The organism is Nonomuraea maheshkhaliensis, assembly GCF_039529435.1.
In the GTDB taxonomy this organism is placed as follows: Bacteria; Actinomycetota; Actinomycetes; order Streptosporangiales; family Streptosporangiaceae; genus Nonomuraea; species Nonomuraea maheshkhaliensis.
Genome location: NZ_BAAAMU010000023.1, coordinates 60,592 through 81,109 on the forward strand (window position 1 = coordinate 60,592; position 20,518 = coordinate 81,109).

General features: G+C 70.2%; 16 protein-coding genes and 1 tRNA gene. 9 read left to right on the forward strand and 8 right to left on the reverse strand.

Annotated features, from left to right (window positions below; translation table 11 throughout):
- Both ABFX54_RS17985 and ABFX54_RS17990 read right to left on the reverse strand, forming a co-directional pair.
- Nucleotides 1–507, reverse strand: a 507-nt coding sequence (locus ABFX54_RS17985; RefSeq protein ID WP_346106176.1) for a VOC family protein, incomplete at its 3' end; no start/stop codon positions are given.
- A gap of 134 nt (nt 508–641) precedes the next feature.
- Nucleotides 642–1,232 carry a GNAT family N-acetyltransferase gene (locus ABFX54_RS17990; RefSeq protein ID WP_346106177.1) on the reverse strand — a complete coding sequence of 197 codons (591 nt, stop codon included), beginning with the start codon at nt 1,230–1,232 and terminating at the stop codon, nt 642–644.
- A gap of 107 nt (nt 1,233–1,339) precedes the next feature.
- On the opposite strand from ABFX54_RS17990, the gene ABFX54_RS17995 reads away from it, so the two are divergent.
- From ABFX54_RS17995 to ABFX54_RS18005, 3 genes are read left to right on the forward strand one after another with little or no spacing between them, the layout of a single operon-like run.
- Nucleotides 1,340–2,542 carry an acyl-CoA dehydrogenase family protein gene (locus tag ABFX54_RS17995; protein WP_346106179.1) on the forward strand — a complete coding sequence of 401 codons (1,203 nt, stop codon included), beginning with the start codon at nt 1,340–1,342 and terminating at the stop codon, nt 2,540–2,542.
- Nucleotides 2,539–3,702, forward strand: coding sequence for an acyl-CoA dehydrogenase family protein (locus tag ABFX54_RS18000; RefSeq protein WP_346106180.1), 1,164 nt, complete (start codon nt 2,539–2,541; stop codon nt 3,700–3,702). The genes ABFX54_RS17995 and ABFX54_RS18000 overlap by 4 nt, the downstream gene beginning before the upstream one ends.
- Nucleotides 3,699–4,760, forward strand: a complete 1,062-nt coding sequence (locus tag ABFX54_RS18005; protein ID WP_346106182.1) for an acyl-CoA dehydrogenase family protein — start codon at nt 3,699–3,701, stop codon at nt 4,758–4,760. The genes ABFX54_RS18000 and ABFX54_RS18005 overlap by 4 nt, the downstream gene beginning before the upstream one ends.
- Here the strand turns inward: ABFX54_RS18005 and ABFX54_RS18010 are convergent.
- Nucleotides 4,731–5,363: a TetR/AcrR family transcriptional regulator gene (locus tag ABFX54_RS18010; RefSeq protein WP_346106183.1), complete on the reverse strand. Its 633-nt coding sequence runs from the start codon at nt 5,361–5,363 to the stop codon at nt 4,731–4,733. The genes ABFX54_RS18005 and ABFX54_RS18010 overlap by 30 nt on opposite strands.
- 183 nt (nt 5,364–5,546) lie before the next feature.
- On the opposite strand from ABFX54_RS18010, the gene ABFX54_RS18015 reads away from it, so the two are divergent.
- The gene (locus ABFX54_RS18015) at nt 5,547–6,314 is read left to right on the forward strand and encodes a nuclease-related domain-containing protein (RefSeq protein ID WP_346106185.1); all 768 of its coding nucleotides are present in this window, start codon (nt 5,547–5,549) and stop codon (nt 6,312–6,314) included.
- Nucleotides 6,315–6,421: 107 nt separating this feature from the next.
- Here the strand turns inward: ABFX54_RS18015 and ABFX54_RS18020 are convergent, their stop codons facing one another.
- On the reverse strand, nt 6,422–7,789 hold the full coding sequence (locus ABFX54_RS18020; RefSeq protein WP_346106187.1) for a vWA domain-containing protein: 1,368 nt from the start codon (nt 7,787–7,789) through the stop codon (nt 6,422–6,424).
- Entirely contained in the window at nt 7,782–8,621 is an 840-nt protein-coding gene (locus ABFX54_RS18025) for an AAA family ATPase (RefSeq protein WP_346106189.1), read from the reverse strand. The genes ABFX54_RS18020 and ABFX54_RS18025 overlap by 8 nt, the downstream gene beginning before the upstream one ends.
- Before the next feature lie 101 nt (nt 8,622–8,722).
- Between ABFX54_RS18025 and ABFX54_RS18030 the strand changes: the two genes are divergently transcribed.
- From ABFX54_RS18030 to fdhF, 4 genes are all read left to right on the forward strand, one after another.
- Nucleotides 8,723–8,796: transfer RNA gene (locus tag ABFX54_RS18030), tRNA-Lys, on the forward strand.
- Between the two features lie 368 nt (nt 8,797–9,164).
- The gene (locus ABFX54_RS18035; protein WP_346106190.1) at nt 9,165–10,025 is read left to right on the forward strand and encodes a universal stress protein; all 861 of its coding nucleotides are present in this window, start codon (nt 9,165–9,167) and stop codon (nt 10,023–10,025) included.
- 271 nt (nt 10,026–10,296) lie between these two features.
- Nucleotides 10,297–11,982 carry an NAD(P)H-dependent oxidoreductase subunit E gene (locus tag ABFX54_RS18040; RefSeq protein WP_346106192.1) on the forward strand — a complete coding sequence of 562 codons (1,686 nt, stop codon included), beginning with the start codon at nt 10,297–10,299 and terminating at the stop codon, nt 11,980–11,982.
- Complete coding sequence (gene fdhF / locus ABFX54_RS18045) at nt 11,979–14,657, forward strand: formate dehydrogenase subunit alpha (protein WP_346106194.1); 2,679 nt, start codon at nt 11,979–11,981, stop codon at nt 14,655–14,657. Before ABFX54_RS18040 ends, fdhF begins: the two co-directional genes overlap by 4 nt.
- Before the next feature lie 262 nt (nt 14,658–14,919).
- Here fdhF and ABFX54_RS18050 read toward each other — a convergent pair whose 3' ends face one another.
- Nucleotides 14,920–15,618 carry a helix-turn-helix domain-containing protein gene (locus tag ABFX54_RS18050; protein WP_346106256.1) on the reverse strand — a complete coding sequence of 233 codons (699 nt, stop codon included), beginning with the start codon at nt 15,616–15,618 and terminating at the stop codon, nt 14,920–14,922.
- Nucleotides 15,619–15,954: 336 nt separating this feature from the next.
- Between ABFX54_RS18050 and ABFX54_RS18055 the strand changes: the two genes are divergently transcribed.
- On the forward strand, nt 15,955–18,441 hold the full coding sequence (locus ABFX54_RS18055) for a cation-translocating P-type ATPase (protein ID WP_346106196.1): 2,487 nt from the start codon (nt 15,955–15,957) through the stop codon (nt 18,439–18,441).
- Nucleotides 18,442–18,500: 59 nt separating this feature from the next.
- Here ABFX54_RS18055 and ABFX54_RS18060 read toward each other — a convergent pair whose 3' ends face one another.
- Nucleotides 18,501–19,355: a universal stress protein gene (locus tag ABFX54_RS18060; protein ID WP_346106197.1), complete on the reverse strand. Its 855-nt coding sequence runs from the start codon at nt 19,353–19,355 to the stop codon at nt 18,501–18,503.
- Between the two features lie 21 nt (nt 19,356–19,376).
- Entirely contained in the window at nt 19,377–20,504 is a 1,128-nt protein-coding gene (fbp, locus tag ABFX54_RS18065; protein WP_346106198.1) for a fructose-1,6-bisphosphate aldolase/phosphatase, read from the reverse strand.
- Between the last annotated feature and the right edge of the window lie 14 nt (nt 20,505–20,518).

Consider the following 20,518-nt stretch of genomic DNA (forward strand, 5'->3'; position numbering starts at 1 on the left):
GGCCGCGGGGCGGGGGGGGCCGCCCCCCCCGGCCCCCCCCCCCCCCCCCGGCGGCCCCTCGGCGGGATGCCGGGTCGTGCCCCAGTCGATCAGGAACGGCACCAGCCCGCCGTGCCCGGCCCGCTGCGGCGGGGTGAGCCGCCAGCGCAGCAGCTCCCCGGACGGCGTGCGGCGGGACATGTCCTGCGGGTCGCCGGGGTCGTAGCCGCGCTCGCGGGCGCGGGCGACCGCCGCGTCGACGTCCTCCACCGCCAGCGCCCACCCCGCCAGCCCGGCCGCCCGCAGCTCGTCGATCCCGAACGGGCGCGGCCCGGCCGGGTCCTCCTGCTCGGGGTCCGGCCCGACGATCTCCAGATAGCTCCGGCCGCCCAGCCCTAGCAGCCGGTTGCGGGTGCCGAAGCCCAGGTGCCGGCCGCCCTCGGCCGGGCGCACGCCGAGCAGCCGTTCCAGCTCGGCCACGGTCGCGTCGAGGTCGGGGGTGGCGTAGACGAGATGGTCCAGGATCATGCACGCATTCCAGCACGCCGCGCACGCCCAGGGCTCAGCGCCGCTCCTGAGAACCGCTCCTAGGGGCCCAGCTCAGAAGAGGCCGCCCCAAGGAGGTCGCTCCTAGGGAGGTCTCGCTCCTAGGGAAGTCGCTCCTAGGAAAGAGCGAGGCGGGCGGTCAGGCGGTCGCGGTGCGGCGGCCACTCGTCGTCGAGGATGCCGAAGCACACGGTGTCGCGCCAGGTGCCGTCGGACCTCTTGCGGTGGCGGCGCAGCGTGCCCTCGTGCAGGCCGCCGATGCGCTTGATGGCGTTCTGGGACCTGAGGTTGAGATTGTCGGTCTTGAGCAGGACACGGTTGTAGCCGAGCGCGAAGGCGTGATCGATCAGCAGCAGCTTGCAGCTCGTGTTCACGGCCGTGCGCCAGGCGGCGCGGCCGTACCAGGTCCAGCCGATCTCGATGCTCTCCTCGAAGCCGGGCACGTCGCAGTACGTGGTCCAGCCGACGGCCCGCCCGCTCTCCTTGGCGATGACGGCGTGGGGCACGTGCCGGTCGTCCTCGATCAGCGTCGTCGCGGTCGCGCCCAGCGCCGCCTCCGTTCGCGGGGTGTCGATGGGCATCCAGCGCCAGACGTCGTCGTCCCCGCCACCGGCGGCGAACAGGTCGGGTACGTGGTCCAGGGCGAGCGGCTCGATCCGGACGACGTCGTTCTCCAGCACCACAGGCGCGGGCAGCTTCGCGGTCATGCGGGCCACCCTATGAGGCCAGGTCAGCCGGGTTCATGGCCACATGTCCCTTTTTGCGGGGAACCACCTGTCGACACTCATACCGGCCGGTCGGTAGGCTCACGGGCATGGACTTCGCCTATGACCACGTCACCGAGGACCTGCGCGAGCGACTGCTCCGCTTCATGGACGAATGCGTCTATCCGGCCGAGCCCGCCTTCGAGGAGCAGGCGGCCACCTCGGGCTGGAGCCCGCCGCCGCTGCTTGAAGACCTGAAGGACGAGGCCAGGAAGCGCGGCCTGTGGAACCTCTTCCTGCCGGGCGAGCACGGCTCGGGGCTGACGAACCTCCAGTACGCCCCGCTGGCCGAGATCATGGGCAGGAGTCCCAGCATCGCGCCCACGGCCACGAACTGCGCCGCGCCCGACACCGGCAACATGGAAGTGCTGTCCATGTTCGGCAACGAGTGGCAGCGCAAGGAGTGGCTGCGACCGCTGCTCGACGGGGAGATCCGCTCGGCGTTCGCGATGACCGAGCCCGACGTCGCCTCCTCCGACGCCACCAACATCGCCACCTCGATCACCCGCGACGGCGACGAATACGTCATCAACGGCCGCAAGTGGTTCATCTCCGGCGCGATGAACCCCGGCTGCAAGATCTTCATCGTCATGGGCAAGACGAACCCCGACGCGCCCAAGCACCGCCAGCAGAGCATGATCCTCGTCCCCCGCGACACCCCCGGCCTGCACATCGAGCGCGGCATGCACGTGTTCGGCTACACCGACGCCGACCATGGGGGCCACGCCGAGATCGTGTTCGAGGACGTACGCGTACCGGCGGAAAATCTCATCGGCGAGGAGGGCGGCGGCTTCGCCATCGCCCAGGCCCGCCTCGGCCCCGGCCGCATCCACCACTGCATGCGCCTGATCGGCATGGCCGAGCGCGCGGTCGAGATGATGTGCAAGCGGGCCCTGGCCAGGACCACCTTCGGCAAGCCGGTGGCGCAGCAGGGCGTGGTCCAGGACTGGATCGCCGAGTCCCGGATCAAGATCGAGCAGTCCCGCCTGCTCGTGCTCAAGACGGCCTGGCTGATGGACACGGTGGGCAACCAGGGCGCCCACACCGAGATCCAGGCCATCAAGATCTCCACGCCCATCACCGTGGAGTGGATCCTCGACAAGGCCGTCCAGGTGCACGGCGCGGGCGGCGTCTCCCAGGACTTCCCGCTGGCCGCCCTGTGGGCGGGGGCCCGCTCCCTGCGCCTGGCGGACGGACCCGACGAGGTGCACAAGCGGTCGCTGGCCTATCGCGAGCTCAAGAGGTGGATGTGAACGAGGCGGAGATCAAGGAGCGGGTGGCCGCGTTCCTCGGCGACCACGACCCCGGCGGCGACCGGCTGGAGTTCCTGCGGGCCAGGTTCGACGCCGGTCTCGCCTGGGTGTGGTTCCCCGAAGGGCTGGGCGGGCTGGGGGCTCCCAGGGAGCTGCAGCAGGTCGTGGAGCGGGAGCTGGCCGACACGCCGCAGATCAACACCGGGATCCAGGGGATCGGGCTGGGCATGGCCGCGCCGACGATCCTGGCGTTCGGCACCGAGGAGCAGAAACGCCGGTTCCTGCGCCCGCTGTGGACGGGGGAGGAGGTCTGGTGCCAGCTCTTCAGCGAGCCGGGCGCGGGTTCCGACCTGGCCACGCTGGCGACCAGGGCGGTCAGGGACGGCGACGAGTGGGTGGTGGACGGGCAGAAGGTGTGGACGTCGGGGGCCCATCACGCCCGATGGGCCATCCTCGTCACCCGTACCGACCCGGAGGTGCCCAAACATCGCGGGATGACGTACTTCGTGTGTGACATGCACGCCCCCGGCGTCGAGGTGCGGCCGCTGCGGCAGATCACCGGCGAGGCCGAGTTCAACGAGGTGTTCCTGACCGGCGTGCGGCTCCCCGACGACCTGCGGCTCGGCGAGGTGGGCGACGGCTGGCGGGTCGCGCAGACGACGCTGATGAACGAGCGCGTGGCCATCGGCGGCGCGCCCACGCGGCGCGGCGGCGGCGCCATGGCCGCCGTGCTCGACGCCTGGCGCGAGCAGCCGGAGCTGCGCACCCACGACCTGCACCAGCGGCTGCTCGCGCTGTGGGTGGAGGCCGAGGTCACCCGGCTGTCGGGGACGCGGCTGCGCGAGCAGCTGTCCGCGGGCCAGCCGGGCCCCGAGGGGTCGGGCATGAAGCTGTCGTTCGCCCGGCTGAACCAGGCGCTGTCCGGGTTCGACGTGGAGTTCCGGCGTGACCTCGGTTACGACGACTGGGCGTTCCGCCGTTCCGAGGACGTCGACTTCTTCGGCCGCGGCCCCGGCTACCGCTACCTGCGGGCCAAGGGCAACTCGATCGAGGGCGGCACCTCGGAGATCCTGCGCAACATCATCTCCGAACGGGTGCTCGGCCTGCCCTCGGAGCCTCGTGTCGACAAGGACGTGCCCTGGAAGGACCTGCCGCGATGACGCTGCTCTACTCCGACGTCGAGGAGGAACTGCGCGCGGCCGTGCGCGGGCTGCTCGCCGACCGCTGCCCGCCCGCGGCGGTGCTCAAGCGGATCGAGTCCGAGCCGTACGACCTGGACCTGTGGAAGACGCTGGCCGGTGAGATCGGGGTGGCCGGGCTGCTCGTCCCCGAGGAACTGGGCGGGGCCGGCGCCTCGGCCAGCGAAGTGGCCGTGGTGCTGGAGGAGCTGGGCCGGGGGGTGGCGCCGGTGCCGTTCCTCACCAGCTCGGTGCTGGCCACGCGGGCGCTGCTGCCGACCAGGGACGCGCTGCTCGGCGAGCTGGCCGAGGGGCGGTTGACGGCCGCGCTGGCCGTGTCGTTCGCGGCGTCGCCGTACGCGCCGGAGCGGGGCGCGTCCGTGAGCGTGGACGGCGACGGGAGGCTGTCGGGGACCGTCACCGGCGTGGCCGGGGCGGAGGTGGCCGACGTGCTGCTCGTGCCGGTGGGCGGCGACCTGTACGCGGTCGAGGACGGCATGGCCCAGGGCGTCACGGTCGAGGTCGTGAGCTCGCTCGACCTGACCAGGCCGGTCGCCACCGTCACGCTGCGGCGGGCGCGGGCCCGGCGCGTGGGCGCCTGCGACCTGGCCGGGGTGCTGCGGTTCGGGGCGGGGCTGCTGGCCTCCGAGCAGCTCGGCGTGGCCGAGTGGTGCCTGGACACGACGCTGGCCTACGTCAAGGAGCGGCACCAGTTCGCCCGGCCGATCGGCTCCTTCCAGGCGATCAAGCACCGGCTGGCGGATCTGTGGCTGGACGTGGTCAGGGCCAGGGCCGCCGCCAGGAGCTCGGTCGCGGACAGCTCGTCGATCTCCGTGGCCGTGGCCCAGTCGTGGAACGCGGGCGTGGCCGTGCACGCCGCGGAGGAGGCGCTGCAGCTGCACGGAGGGATCGGGATGACGTGGGAGCATCCCGTGCACCTCTACCTCAAGCGCGCCAAGGCCACCGAGATCGCGCTGGGCACGCCGGGCGACCACCGGGAGGCGCTGGCCTCAATGGTCGACGTCCCCGGCCCCGCGTGAGCGGCGGTCGTCGGGCCCGGCTTCGGGCCCGGCTTCGAGCGAGGACAGCAGCAGGTCGGCGAAGTGCCGGCCGACCTGGGCGCCGGTCAGCGGCCCCGCCGCGTGGAACCACGTGCCCAGGTGGTGCACCGAGCCGAAGAAGTAGTCGACGACCAGCTCCGCCGGGACCCGGTCGCTGAAGATGCCGGTGCGCTGCCCCTCGGCCACGAGCGCGCGGAAGCGCTCGTGGTAGCGGCGGCGCTCGGCGCGCACGGTCTTCTGCGTCTCGGGCGCGAGCAGGTGGATGGACCTGAAGAAGATCTTCGAGTCGTCGAGGTTGGCGGCCGTCGTCTCCACGACGTCGGCCGCCGCCCGGGGCAGCCGCCCGCGCAGCGTGCCCGGCCCGTCGGCGATCTGCGTCAGCCGGTCCATCTGCATGCGCAGGACGCGGGCGTAGATCTCGTGCAGCAGATCATCTTTCGAATCGAAATAGTGGTACATGGCGCCTTTGGTGACCCCGGCCGCCACCACGATCTCCTGGACGGAGGTGCTCTCGAAGCCACGCTCGGCGAACAGCCGGGTCGCCTCGGCCAGCAGGCGCTGTCTGACCGGTTCCTCTTTCACACGATCCCCCTTGGTCACCGCCTTAGCGTACCGACTGGTCGGTTGCGGCAGGGTCGGTGGTCTTGCGGGTACTAATTCCGTCACCTTAGGCTCGCCTTGGTTGGAGAACGGGTATCTCTTGACCGGCGAGGGATCTTCGGCGTGGCAGATCCTGCAAGACCTACTCATTTCGGGGAGTTTGCCGTGCCCGGTGGCTCTATCTACGTGCAGCCCAACGAGAAGTACACAGGATCTTCCCCGCAGTGGTGGTACGAGAAGTTCTGGCGCGAGGACGCGCCGACGCGGCGTAAGTACCGTTACGTCAAGGCCGCTGTGGGATTCGTCGTCGGTGTGGCGCTGGGCCTGCGGTTCGGCCTCGCCGGCGGCTCCGCGTTCACCGGACTGCTGCTGGCGGGAGCCGTCGCCGGAGGCGACTGGCTGCTGCACTGGCACGCCTTCCACAAGACGGCCGTGTGGCGTGGCGCGCGGCGCGGCGAGGCGATCACCGGCCGCATCCTGCGCAGGTCGCTCATCCGCCACGGCTACCACGTCCTCGACGGCAGGGCGATCCGCGGCCAGGCCTCGATCGACCACCTGGTGATCGGCCCAGGCGGCGTCTGGATCCTCGACAACGAGTCGTGGGCCCCCGACATCGAGATCGCCTGCTACGCCGGACGGCTGTTCATCGGCGAGAAATACGGCACCAAGGTCGCCAAGCCGCTGGTGGAGCAGGCCGAGGCGTTCTCCGAGCTGCTGACGCGGGAGACCGGCGTCCCGGTGAGCATCACGCCCGTGCTCGTGGTGCACTGCGGGATGCTGCCCAAGGAGGGCGTGGTCATGGGCGAGGGGCTCACCTTCGTCAAACCGCGGACGGTGAGCAGGCTGATCAAGTCGGCCGGGCCGGGCGCGCTCAACGAGGCCCAGATCGAGCTGCTGGCCCGCACCGCGGCCCGCGAGCTCCAGCGCGTCTAGCGCGGGGGCTCACGGCGCGTCCGGCCGGCGCGCGGGGCGCGTTCAGCTCACGGCGCGTCCGGCCGGGGCTCGCGGCGCGTTCAGCTCAGGGCGCGTCCGGCCGGGGCTCAGGCCAGTGTTTCGATGAACGCGGTCAGCTGGGCGACGTTGCGGCACTCGTGCATGGGCACGACCGTGCCGTAGTCGCTCGCGACCGAGTCGCCGGTGTCCCACTGCTGCCTCGGCTCGGGGTTGAGCCAGTAGGCGTGGCGGCACTTCGACACCAGCGACTTGAGCACGTCGAGGGCGGGCGGCTGGTAGTTGGAGCGGGCGTCGCCCAGGATGAGCAGCGACGTCTTCGGGCCGATCGCGTCGCCGTAGCGTTCGGCGAAGCGCTCAAGCGCGTGCCCGTAGTTCGTCCGGCCGAAGCGGACCATGTCGGCCTCGTCCGCCAGTCTGGTCATGGCCTCCACCACGTCGGAGCCCGGCAGGAAGAACCGGGTGATCTCGTCCACGGTGTCCACGAAGCCGAACGCCCGCACCTTCGTGAACTGCTCTCTCAGCGCGTACGTGAGCAGCAGCGTGAAGTGCGCGAACGACGAGACCGAGTCGCTGGTGTCGCAGAGCACGACCAGCTCGGGCTTGTGCGGCCGGGGCGGCTTGAAGTGGGTCGTCAGCGGCACGCCGCCGCTCTGCAGCGAGGCCCGCACGGTCCGGCGGAAGTCGAGCCTGCCCTTTTTGCCCTTCCTGTGCTTGATGGTCAGGCGGGCGGCCAGCCGCCGGGCCAGCGGATGCACCTCCCTGCGCAGCCGGGCCAGGTCGGCCTTGGTGACGCGGAGGAAGTCGACCTGGTCGAGTGGCGGGCGCACGGCGGAGCGGGCGATGCGCTCGATCCCCGAGTCCTCGGCGATGCGGCGGCGCACGTCGGTGGCCACGGCCTCCTCGAAGCGCCGCCGGTTGTCGTCGACCCGCCGGCGCAGGGTCTTCTCCGCCAGCCCGCCGCGCTCGTGCCCCTGCAGCACGCCGCGCAGGATGCCGGCCATCAGCGTCTCGGGCGAGAGGGCCCGCATGACGCTGTAGGAGAACCAGTTCTGCCGTCCGGGCCCCGACTCCTGCCGGCCGAACCGCTCCACCATGGCCTGGGCGAACGCGCGCAGCTCCTGGTCGGTGGCGCCGGCCAGCAGCGCCGCCAGGTGCTCGCGCAGCTCCTTGACGTCGGCCCGCTCCAGGTCCGTACGCGGGACGTGGGGCCTGATCCCGCTCGTCGAGGCCGGGAACCACAGGTCGAACAGCACGTCGAACCCGGGCCGGTAGGCCGGCTTCTTGACCAGCGTCGCCGCGTACGCCGCCCGCAGCGACTCCCGGTCGGCCAGCTCGACCACCCGCAGCGCGTTCGCCGCGTCGAGCCCCTCCGCCACCGACACCGGCACCCCGGCCTCGCGCAGCGCGTGCACGAAGCCGACGTGCCGATCCACCAGGGATCGCGGCTCAGGCATCGGGCAGCCCCAGCTCCTTGACCGCCCGCGTGTGGTCGGAGGCGTGCTTGAGCACGACGCCGAGCGTCCCCGCGACGGTGGCCTCGTCCAGCTCGTCGCGGCCGAGCGCCAGCAACGTGTTGGCCCAGTCGACGGTCTCGGCCACGGACGGGGCCTTCTTCAGCTCCAGGGCGCGCAACGTGGCCACCGTCCTGGCCAGTTGCTCGGCCAGCTCGGCCCGGAAGCCCGGCACCTGGGCCAGCACGATGTCCCGCTCGCGCTCGGGCGTGGGGTATTCGATGTGCAGGTAGAGGCAGCGCCGCTTGAGCGCCTCGGACAGCTCGCGGGTGGCGTTGGAGGTCAGCACCACGTACGGCCTGCGCGTGGCGGCGATCGTGCCCAGCTCGGGGATCGTCACCTGGAAGTCGGACAGCAGCTCAAGCAGCAGCCCCTCGACCTCGACGTCGGCCTTGTCGGTCTCGTCGATGAGCAGCACGGTCGGCCGCTCGGACCTGATCGCCTTGAGCAGGGGCCGCTCCAGCAGGAACTCCTCGCTGAAGATGTCGTCGTCGGCGCTGGTGGCCTGGATCCGCAGCAGCTGCTTCTTGTAGTTCCACTCGTACAGGGCCCTGGCCTCGTCGAGCCCTTCGTAGCACTGGAGCCTGATCAGGTCGGCCCCGGTCGACTGGGCCACCGCCTTGGCCAGCTGGGTCTTCCCGACCCCGGCCGGCCCCTCGACCAGCAGCGGCTTGCCCAGCGCGGCGGCCAGGAACACCGAGGTGGAGATGGCGTCGTCGGAGAGGTAGTCCACGGCGGCGAGCCGCTCCGTCACATCGGTGGGCGAGTCGAACATCGATGCTCCTGTTCTTGGGGCCGAACTTTATTCTAGCGGCTCATGTCCACGGGAATCCGATTCGACCAGGATGCGGATCACCGGTATATTCCTTCCTGCCAGCGCCGCTAGCTCAGTTGGTCAGAGCAGCTGACTCTTAATCAGCGGGTCCGGGGTTCGAGTCCCTGGCGGCGCACCGAAGCCCCAGTTCAGGGTCTTGAGCTGGGGTTTTCTCGGTTTCTGAGTGACTCTGGCCGTGTTGAGGCCCTCCCGTGGTCGCTCGCTGGATGATGTTCGGCACCGGTCATGATCGTCTGCTAGAGGGCGGGTCCAGTCCGTTGGGCAGATGAGCGCCATCCGGACGATATCGACCGCCGTTGCTCTACCGGAGCATGAGGGACGAACGACTTCCCATGAAGCTGACGAGAGCGGCTGGGAAAGATTCCGTCGAGACTTGACACGATCAAGGGGAGGACGGCCAAGATTTTCAGCCCTCGTGGTCTCATCTCATGAAGACGGGGACGCCCATGCGGGGGAGCCCTTCAACCCCGGGGGGAGGCGCTGATGGGGCGGCCTATATTGGTCGGCTACGACGGATCACCCGCGAGCACGCTGGCGTTGTGCTGGGCGGTCGAGGAGGCACGGCTCCGTAGATCGTCTTTGCTGGTGTGCCACGCGTGGCACTGGCCGTATCCGTTCCGGCCGGTGGAGCAGGACGTCCTGGCAGAGGTCGAGAGGGTCGCCACCCATGTGGTGGACGAGGGCGTATGCCGTGTCCGGAGCCTGGCCTCCGACGTGGGCGTCCGGCCGCGATTGATGAGAGGGACCGCCCCAACCGTACTTCTGCAGGCCGCTCGCGAGGCCGAGATGACAGTGCTCGGCTTGCGAGGGCAGGGTGGGTTCGAAGGCTTGCGGGTGGGATCGGCTGCCGTGCAGGTGCCCGCACACAGTCCCGGGCCGGTCATCGTCGTACGGCCTGACGCGACGCCGGCAGGCGGTGGGGCGCGGATCGTGGTCGGTGTCGATGGCTCGCCCGCCAGCCTGTCGGCCTTCTCTTTCGCTTTGGACGAGGCCGCGCTCCGAGGCGGAACCGTGACGACCATCTGTTGCTGGCGAGATTGGGGGCCACTGGCTGGACCGGATTGGCAGCCGTTCGTCGACGCTCAGGCGATCCGCAGGGGGGCGGAGGTTCGTTTCCGCGAAGCGACGTCCCATCTGGTCTCCAGACACCCTGACGTTTCTGTTGGAATGGAATTCGTAGCGGAGCGACCACAGCGCGCGCTGATCGACTCGTCGAAGGACGCGACCCTACTCGTGCTCGGCGCACGGGGAAACGATTCACCCCCTTGCCTGCTGCTGGGACCGGTCACTCAGATCGCGCTGGCCGACGCGCGATGTCCGGTGGCGGTGATCCCACCGCCTTGATCCGCCCCGACAAGCCTGTCTGCGCGACCACCGGCGATGCTGTCAAAAGCCCCCCAGGTGGCAGATCCCATGACGAGATGAGCGCCCGGTATCGCAGAGACGCGAAGTAACCCTCCAGCACCACGGCATGCCGTGACCGGCCACTCTGGAACAGAGCGCACAGCGTGCCGCCATCGCGGGGGAGAAAGGCTAACGGATCCGGAGCCCGAACGTCGGGCGATCCGCGGCGTTCCGACCTGCTAAGCGCGTGTCCGATACCCGGGAAATGGGCATGCAGAAAACTGTGACCAGGCCCTTTGACGCTTTCCGCGCTCTCGCTGAACGACGCGGACGGCCGGGTGCCCGGCTGATCGAGGCCCTGGCCGCCGGCGCTGCGGAGCACGCGGAAGGGCCCGAGTCTTGGGCGCCGGAGGAGGCTCGGCGGTTCGGGCTGCCCGCGGCGGCCGGTCTCGGTCCCGCGACGTTCTACGCGGATCTGGCGCTGCCACACGGGCGCCGCCATGTGCGGGTCTGTACCGCGACGGCGTGTTTCGCGGCACAGGCAGGTCGGCATCTGCCTGCGATCGAGGATGTCCTCGGTGTCACGGCCGACAGCGATCACGATCCGGACCCTGAGGTGTCCTTGCAGTCCGTCCGCTGCCTCGGCTACTGCTACGGAGGGCCGGCCGCGCTGGACGGTGAGACGCCGTGCGCGGGACCGGATGTCGTCGACCAGGTGGCCGGGCGGGTGCGCGCACTTACGCCGGCTATCCCCGTGGCCGACACCACAGGTGATCCGGTGGTGCTGGCCGGGATCATGGCCGGTGAGGCCGCGTGGCAGACGTGGGTGGAAACGGTCGGCCGGCTCACGTCGGAGATGGTCCGTTCGGAAGTCGCGGCCTCAGGGCTGCGGGGCCGGGGCGGCGCGGGCTTTCCCGTGGCGGCCAAGTGGGCGGCGGCGGGCGGTTCGCCGGAGACCGTGGTGATCGCCAACGGCGACGAGGGGGATCCTGGTTCCTTTGCCGACCGGCTGTTGATGGAGGCCGATCCGGCGCGGGTGCTGGAAGGTTTGGCGTTGGCCTGCTTCGCGTGTGGTGCTCGTCGCGGTCTGGTGCTGGTGCGGTCGGAGTATCCGCAGGCACTCGCTCGGATGCGGGAGGCGGTGGGAAGGGCGCGCGCGGAGGGCCACCTGGGCCTCGGGGTGCATGGCAGCGATGTGGACCTGGACGTGGAGGTCGTGGCAGGTGCCGGCTCCTATGTCGCGGGTGAGGAGACGGCGCTCATCGCGGGCCTCGAGGGCGACCGGGGTTGCGCGCGGGCGCGTCCGCCGTACCCGACCAGCAGCGGGTTGTGGGGCGCGCCGACCGTGGTCAACAACGTCGAGACGCTGGCCGCGGTGCCGTGGATCGTTCGCCGCGGTGGCGAGGCCTACGCCCGCCGCGGTACGCCCAGCGAGACCGGGACGAAGCTGGTCTGTCTGTCGGAGCGGTTCGCCCGACCCGGCTGCTACGAGGTGGAGCTCGGCGTTCCGGTGCGGTGGATCGTCACCGAGTGCGGTGGCGGCCTGCGGGAGGGTGCCGGGCTCGGCGTGCTCCAGGTGGGAGGCCCGTTGGGCGGGTTCCTGTCCGAGAAGGACCTGGACGTGCCGCTCACCGAGGCTGGGCTGGCAGGCTACGGCGCGGCGCTGGGCCATGCCGGGTTGGTGGCCGTCGACCAGCGGATGGAGCCGCTGGAGGTGCTGCGGCACGTGTGGGCGTTCGCCGCCGCTGAGAGCTGCGGCGCCTGCTCGCCCTGCCGGGTCGGCTCCCGCCGCGGGTTGGAGCAGGTCAGGACCGGTGAACGTCCCGGCCCCGCGTACGCCCGCATGCTGCGCGTGATGAGCGAGGCCAGCCTGTGCGCGTTCGGCCGCCGGTTGCCGTACGCCGTCGGGAGCCTGGCACGCGCCTACGGAGACCGGTTGCGGGGGTGGGGCGGATGAGGGTCACCGTGGACGGCGTGCCCGTTGACCTTCCGGAAGGGACAACGCTGCTTTCCGCCGTGCGCGCCGCTGGGTTCGCCGTGCCCATGCTGTGCCATGACGATCGGCTGACGCCTGTCGGCTCTTGCCGGGCCTGTCTGGTACGGGTCGATGAACGAGTGGTGGCTGCCTGCGTGACCCCGGTGGTGGAGGACGCGCAGGTGTGCGTCGAGCAGGAGGATCTGCGCCGGTTGCGCCGCGAGGCCGTGGAGCTGATCGTCTCGGCGCTGCCGCCCTACGCGCTTGAAGGCGATGGTGAGCTGGCGCGGATCTGCCGAGAGCTCGGTATCGGGCCGGAAACCGCCGAGGGTGGTGCGGGAAGGGGCCGCGACGACAGTCATCTGTTCGTCCGGCTCGACCGGGACCTGTGCATCGCGTGTGGCCGCTGCGTACGCATGTGCGCCGAGGTCCAGGGCACGTTCGCGCTCACGCTGGCGGGGCGTGGCTCCGACACCGTGGTCGCACCGGGCACGGGAGGCCTGTGGGCGGACTCCGACTGCGTCGCATGCGGGGGCTGCGTGGACAGCTGTCCCACCGGCGCACTCACCGAACCGGGACTCCCCATCGGAACAGACGAGGCCGCGCTCGCTCGTACGCGCACCACGTGCGGATACTGCGGCGTCGGTTGCGCCCTGGACGTGCTGACCCGCGACGGCCGGATCGCCGCGGTACGGCCGGCCAAGGACGGCCCCGTCAACCGAGGACACGCCTGCGTCAAAGGCCGCTTCTCCCATGGGTTCCTCCGCTCTCCAGAGCGTCTCACCGAGCCGCTCCTGCGCCGGGGGTCCGACCTGGAGCCCGTGAGCTGGGGCGAAGCACTTGATCACATCGCCCACGGACTGCGAGCCGCCATCGCCGAAGCGGGCCCTGACTCGGTGGCGGCCATCTCCTCGGCCCGCGCGACCAACGAGGAGAACTACCTGATCCAGAAGTTCATGAGGGTCGTCGTCGGCACCAACAACATCGACAACTGCTCGCGCCTGTGCCACTCCCCGTCGGCCGCGGGACTGACCGCCGCGTTCGGCCTGGCAGGCGGCACCGACACCTTCGACGACGTGGAGAGGGCCGACTGCCTGCTCGTGGTGGGCGCGAATCCCATCGAGGCACATCCGGTCGTCGGCGCCCGGCTGCTCCAGCAGGTGCTGCACGGCGCACGACTGGTCGTCGCGGACCCACGCGCGATCGGGCTCGCGACCCACGCCGACGTGCATTTGCGGCCCCGGCCGGGAACCAACGTCGCCTTGTTCCACGGACTCGCGCACGTCCTGCTCACCGAAGACATGATCGACAAGGAGTTCCTGCGCCACCGCGCCGCCGGGCTGCCCGAACTCGCGGCGGTCCTCGACCACTACACGCCCGACCGAGTGGCCGGCCTCACCGGCGTCCCGGCATCCGACGTGGTCGCTGCCGCGCGGCTCTACGGACGGGCTGAGCGGCCCGCGATCGTCTACGGGCTCGGCGTGACCGAACACCTTCACGGCACCGACGGCGTACGCGCGCTGGCGAACCTGGCGATCCTGCGCGGCGCCGTCGGCACCGGCCGCGGATTCGGCGTCAACCCGCTGCGAGGGCAGAACAACGTCCAAGGCGCCTCTGACATGGGCGCCCTGCCCGACCTCCTGCCCGGCTACGGCAAGGTCCGCGATCCGGTGGCACGCGGCCGGGCGGAGCAGGTGTGGGGCGCCCGGCTGCCGGACCACGACGGCCTGCGCATCCCGCAGATGTTCGCGGCGGCCCGTGAGGGAGACCTGCGCGTCCTGTGGGTCATCGGAGAGGACGTGGTCACCACCGACCCCGACGCCAACCGGGTCATCGAGGCCCTGGACGCCTGCCCCCTCGTCATCAGCCAGGAACTCTTCCTCTCAGAGACCGCCCGCCACGCCGACGTCGTGCTGCCGGTCGCGTCGTGGCTGGAGAAGGACGGCACCTTCGTCAACTTCGACCGGCGCTTCCAACGGGTACGTCCCGCACTCACCCCGCCCGGTCAAGCGCGCACCGACTTCGCCATCGTGCACGCGCTCGCCGTGGCCTGCGGCGCCGACCTGGGCTGCTCTACACCGGCCGAGGCACTCGCCGAGTGCGCGCGGGTGGCGCCCGTCTTCGCCGGGATGAGCCATGAGCGGCTGGACCGGGAAGGCGCCATCCCGTGGCCGTGCCCTGACCCTGGTCGTCCCGGCCTGGCCACTCTCTACCACGACCGCTTCGCCACCGCGGACGGACTGGCCCACCTGTCAGCCCGCCCCTACCTGCCGCCGGGTGAGATCGCCGACGACGACTACCCGCTGATCCTGATCACCGGCCGGCGCTGGGCGCATTACAACTCCGGCAACATGACGCGGCGAAGCGGCGTCGCCGAACTCGACCCCTCGGAGCGGCTCGACGTCCATCCCGCCGACGCGGCCGTCCTCGCTGTCCGCGACGGTGACCGGGTGCTCGTGGAAAGCAGGCACGGACAGGCCACACTGCCCGTGCGTACCACCGAGGAAGTGACGCAAGGTCAGCTCTTCTGCTCCTTCCACTTCCCATCCAGTGGCGTCAACGCTCTGACCTCCAGCCATGCGGACACCGTCACCTCGTGCCCCGAATACAAGGTCACGGCTGTACGGCTGCGCGTCCGGCCGGACGCCCTGGAATGAGGCGATGACCATCATGACGTCCCCGCATTCCGCGGTGGTGGGTCGAGGACAGGACTCCAGGCAGTCAGTTGGGCGGCGAGGAAGGCCACGTTGCGAGGCGTGCCGCTCATCCCATCCTGGCCAGGTACCCGTCGACAACTCCTGCGGGCCCATCTTTCGAACCATCAGGAGAGGGGAGAGCGCGCTTTCATGGCAGTTTCGGCAGGACCTTGCTGCTCGTTCCCGGCGATGCCGCAAGGCGGGCTGCGCCCCTCGCCGAGAGTCAGAGGCCGTGGACGCGGCGGCCGGAGATCTGGTCGGGGACGATGCGGATGTAGAGCTCGCGGTCGCCGCCTGCCCAGGGCGTGAGCATGATCTCGGGGACTTCGTCGAAGGTGAGGTGATGGGCGGGGCCCTGGATGAGGACGCTCCAGCCTTCGTGACGGACTTGGTCGATCCGGTCCACCTCGAACCCGATCTTGATCTCCACGCCTTTCACGCCGGCGCGCAGGTCCTGGTCCATCGGCCCTCCGTAGGCGGTGCGGAAGATGATGGAGCCTTGGTGGAGCTTGTAGTTGACGGGCAGTACGGTGGGGCCGTACGAGCTGTCGAAGGCGATTCGGCCGATGCCGCCGGGGGCGACCAGGCTCAGGCATTCATCGGGTTCGAGCACTTCCAGGACGGGGCCGGTTATGGTGGGGTCGCGGTCTGGTGGACGGTTGCGGACACCGCCAAGTAGGTCTTCCACGGTGGTTTCCAGGGCAGAGGCCAGGCCGATCAGCGTGCCGGTGTCCGGGACGTCGGGGTTCTCTTCCAGGTAGTTGACGAAGCCGGCGGACATGTTCGCGCGCTCGGCGACTTCTTCCCGGGTGAGACCCAGGCGTTCGCGCTTGTGGATGATGCGACGACCGAAGTCGCCAGTGCTTGCCATGCCAACGGAACTACCCACGTGCGAGGGGGCAATCCACGGCTCAGCGGCCATCACGCCATGGGCCTCCGCCCCGGCAACGACAGCGCCCCGGTAGGTGAACTATGAGGATGACGGCGTCGTGGCCGGGGTGAGCGAGGACATGTGCCCCAACCTCTGGAGCGGCTGGGCTTCATGCCGAGCCTGCGGCCGCATCTGCCGTCTGGGGATCCCCTGCAGATGACGTGATCCGGCGCAGTCATGGCGCCGGGTTCCTGCCGTCATCGCACGCCGCCGCGGCCGCCGAGAAGCGGACCAGGTCATCGGGAGGCGGGGTGGGTACCACCCCTGGACAGGGGAAGGGGGCATGACGTGGGAACCGGCCATGCCTGTGAAGAGTCACCGCTTCCGGTGCCGCGGGCAGGCCTCAGCTCGGCCGAGGCGGCCCGCCGTTTGGCTGCCGATGGCCCCAACCGGCTGCCGGAGGGCGAAAGCAGGCACGTGCCGCTGCTGTTGCTTCGCGAACTGGTGCATTTCTTCGCATTGATGCTGTGGGTGGCGGCCGGGCTGGCGCTGTTGGCCGGAATGCCCCAGCTGGCCGTCGCCATCGCTGTGGTCGTGCTCTTGAACGGCGTCTTCGCCTTCGCCCAGGAATACCGTGCCGACCAGGCGGGCAGGCGGCTGCGCGAGCTGATCCCCGCAACCGCGACGGTTCGCCGCGACAGCCGTCACATGGTGGTGAGTGCCGCTGATCTGGTGACAGGGGATGTGGTGCTGCTGGAAACGGGCGATCGGATCTCTGCGGACCTTGAGCTCGCCGAGGCACATGCCCTGGCGGTCAACCAGTCCGCTCTGACGGGCGAAAGTGTCCCGGTCAGGCCGGGGAAGGGGGACGCGCTCTTCGCCGGCACCTTCGTCGTCGAGGGACAGGCAGAGGCCGTGGTGAAAGCCACAGGCCCCCGTACCAGGCTGGCGGCCATCGCCAGGCTCGCGCGGACGGCGACGCGGCCGCCCAGCCCGCTCACTCGTCAGCTCGGCAGGGTCATCAAGGTCATCGCGGTGATCGCGCTCGGTCTCGGGGTGGTGTTCTTCGGGCTCACGCTGCTGCTCGGCATGTCGGCTGCCGACGGCTTCCTGCTCGCGCTCGGCGTCACGGTCGCGCTGGTCCCGGAAGGGCTGCTTCCCACGGTCACGCTGTCGCTGGCGCGCGCCGCCCGCCTGATGGCGGGCAGCAAGGCCCTGGTGCGCCATCTGGAGGCGGTGGAGACCCTCGGGTCGGCCACGTTCATCTGCACGGACAAGACCGGCACGATCACCCGCAACGAGATGACCGTCGTCCAGGTCTGGACCCCGGAGGGGCCGCTCAACCTGGCCGACCCCGCCACCGCCCGCGAGATCATGCGCTCGGCCGTCCTGTGCTCGACCGGCCGGCTGATCCGCACCGACGGCGGCCACCAGGCCGTCGGCGATCCTACGGAGGTGGCGCTGCACGCGCTGGCGTTGCGCGCCGGAGTGCGCGAGGACATGGCCGTCACCCGGCGTTATCCGTTCGACCCGGCCCGCCGCTGCTCCTCGGCGGTCGCCGGCGGCCGGCTGCACCTCAAGGGGGCTCCAGAGGCGGTGCTGCCGCTCTGTGCCGACGCGCCGGAGGTCGCGACGGTCTTGGAGGAGATGAGCGCGAGCGGCCTGCGCGTCCTGGCCGTGGCCCGGCGCGACGATCCCGCGAGCGGTACAGCCGAGGAGGCCGAACAGGAGTTGACCTTGCTCGGCCTGGTCGGCTTGGAGGACCCGCCCCGTGACGGGGTCACCGAGGCGATCGTCACGTGCCGCAGAGCCGGCATCAGACTGGCCATGATCACCGGAGACCATCCCGGCACCGCCCGGGCGATCGCGGAGAAGGTCGGGCTGCTGGGAGCGGAGCCCCTCGTGGTCACCGGGGGTGAGCTGCCCGAGGATGACGACGCCCTTGGCGCGCTGCTCGATCGCGACGGCGCGGTCATCGCCCGTGTGACGCCCGAGGATAAGTTGCGCATCGCCCGCGCCCTGCGCGGGCGCGGCCACATCGTGGCGATGACCGGGGACGGCGTCAACGACGGGCCCGCCCTGCGGGAGGCGGACATCGGTGTCGCCATGGGTGCCTCCGGCACCGACGTCGCCCGTGAGGCCGCCGATCTGGTGCTGCTCGATGACCACTTCGCTACCATCGTCACCGCGATCGAGCTGGGCCGCGCCACCTACGCCAATATCCGGCGTTTCCTCACTTACCACCTCACCGACAACGTCGCCGAACTCACGCCCTTCCTCGTGTGGGCCTTGAGCGGCGGCACGCTCCCGCTGGCGCTGAGCGTGCTCCAGGTGCTCGCCCTGGACATCGGCACCGACCTGCTGCCCGCCCTCGCCCTCGGTGCCGAGCCGGCCAATCCGCGTACCATGCGCGGCCCCGCCCCCGCCCGCAACCTCATCGACCGCCGTCTGCTCCGCCGTGTCTTCGGCGTGCTGGGGCCCGTCGAAGCCTTGGTGGAGATGGCAGCCTTCTTCGCGGTGCTGTCGCTCGGAGGCTGGGCTCTCGGCGCCGCGCCGGCCGCGGCGCAGCTGACCGCGGCCTCGGGCGCCGCCTTCGCTGCGGTGGTCCTCGGACAGCTCGCCAACGCCTTCGCCTGCCGCAGCGAAACCCGCTGGGCCGGGCGGGTGCCGTTGCTGAGCAACCCGCTCCTGTTGTGGGCCGTGGCGATCGAGGCGCTCATGCTGATGGTTTTCCTGGGCTTGCCGCCGCTGGCCCGGCTCCTGGGCGGTGGCCTCCCTCCGATGGTGGGCTGGACGATGGCCGCTCTGGTGATTCCCGCCGTCATCGGCGCCGACGCTCTGCACAAGGCGTGGCGGGCACGGCATACAGAATGACCCTGCCGGCCGGCCGGTTGTCGCCGACCGCCAGGACACCCGGCTGCCGAGGCGTGCGGTCAGGGACGGACCGTGATGACGGGCACGTGTGAATGGTGGAGTACGGCGTGAGCGGTGCTCCCCAACCCGAGTAGGGCCGGGGGGCCGCTGCGGGTTGCGATGATGACGAGGTCGGCTTCGGCCGATGCGTCGATCAGCGCTCTCGCTGGATGCCTGTGGACGATGTGCGGGACGAGCACGACGTCGGGAAATTTCTCCCGCAGTCCGGCGATGGCCTCGGCGAGCAGGAGCGTCTCCTCCTGTCTCACCTGTTCGACGTCGTAGACGACAGGTTGCATGTCGCCCGGGAATCTCGCGGCGGGATGCACCCAGGCGTGCACGGCCCGCAGAGTTGCGTGGCGGAGCGCGGCCTCGCGGAAGGCGAAGTCCAGGAGGAAGTCCTGCCCGGGTTTTCCAGTGACGCCCACGACGATCTCGCCGCGGTCGCTCGTGCGCGGCTGCCTAATGACGGCCACGGGACACGATGCCCGCATCACGACGTCGCGACTCACCGAGCCCAGAAGCAGTTCGGCGAAGCCGCCACGGCCGCGACTTCCCACGACCAGGAGTTGCGCCTCTTCGGCCGCGCTGACCAGCGCGTCCGCGGGTCGGCTGTCGATCACGTCGGTGGTGACCCTCACCTGCGGCCTGCCCGCTCTGGCGTAGACGGCCGCATGATCGAGCATTTCCCTGAGTGCGGCTTCCACCCCCGTTCCCCACTCGTGCGGTTGGGGAACGAGCGGCACGTCATAGGCCCACTGCGGCGCCACGTACAGCATCCGCAGCGGTGCGCCCCGGATGGCGGCCTCCTGCCCTGCCCACTTCGCGGCCTGCAGTGAGGGCGTTGATCCATCTACGCCGACGACGATCGGCACTGTCATGGCGTTGAGTTCCCCTCAGCTTCGGCTCGCTGCGGCCGTGGTGAGCTCGGTGGTGATCGGCGTCCAGCGGTTGGCTAGTTTCTTGGTGAGGACGGTCATCGTGGTGTATTCCAGGTCCTCCAGAGGAAGCCGATGAGGTTCGAACGGGCCGTGGCGACGGAAGTAGTCCATGGCCTCGCTGGCCTGCTGGCGCGCCCGGTCGAACGCGGGATCGGCGAACAGGTCACGAGGGCCGATCAGTTTGCCGTCATGAATCTGGAAGCCCAGTGCCACTACGCGCGGCGGCCCGTCGAATCGGGACGGGTGGGCGTGACCGCTGGACACGGGCATGAGTGGCGCGTGGTGCGAGCCGCGCATGCAGCCGGCGACCCCGAAGGCGAAGGTGAAGGGCTCCAGCACCTCGCCGACCGCGGGCAGTCCGGACTGGCAGCGGACGATCATCACGGGGTCGTCCTTGCCGACGTATTTGCCGGCGATGAGCGAGAGGCGCTGGGTGCTGGTGGCGGCCGCGGTCTCTGTCAGAGTCTTGGAACGGACGCTGTGGATGACATATCGAGCCGGAGCACCGATGTACATCAGCATCTCGTACAGGTCGGCCGGGCAGTCGAAGTCGATGCGCTTCTCCTTGTACAGGTCGTAGACCTCGAAGGTGAAGCCCGCGTGCATCTTCTGGTCGATGATCAGGCCGGCGGTGTTGAACGGGTCGGCGAACATTTTGTACAGCGGCAGGTTCCACGCGCCTGGTTCGGTCTTGTCAGCCAGGAAGCAGATCACCGGCTCCGAGGGCCGCTCCCCGAACTCGAGTTCGGCATAGCCGGGACCCATGCCCCGCAGGTTGCCGGAGAAGGCGTCCGACAGCAGGTCCTGACCTGCGCCGTACAGACCGAGCTCTTTGGCGATGTGGGTGGTGGCCTGAAAGGTGTCCCAGGCGAAGGAGTGGATGAGATCCGCATCCGGGCCATACGTGTGGGTCATGATGAGCGAAATGTCATCGCCACAACTGTCGACGTGCCCGTCGATGAGTAGCCCCGAGTCGATGGCTCGCATCATCTCGCGGCGGGCCTCGGCCATCATGTCCGGATGCACGGCCGAGTGGCCGACGAAGCCTCCGGTGTCGGCCTTGATGATACTGAGAGTGATCATGGTAATACCTCCCG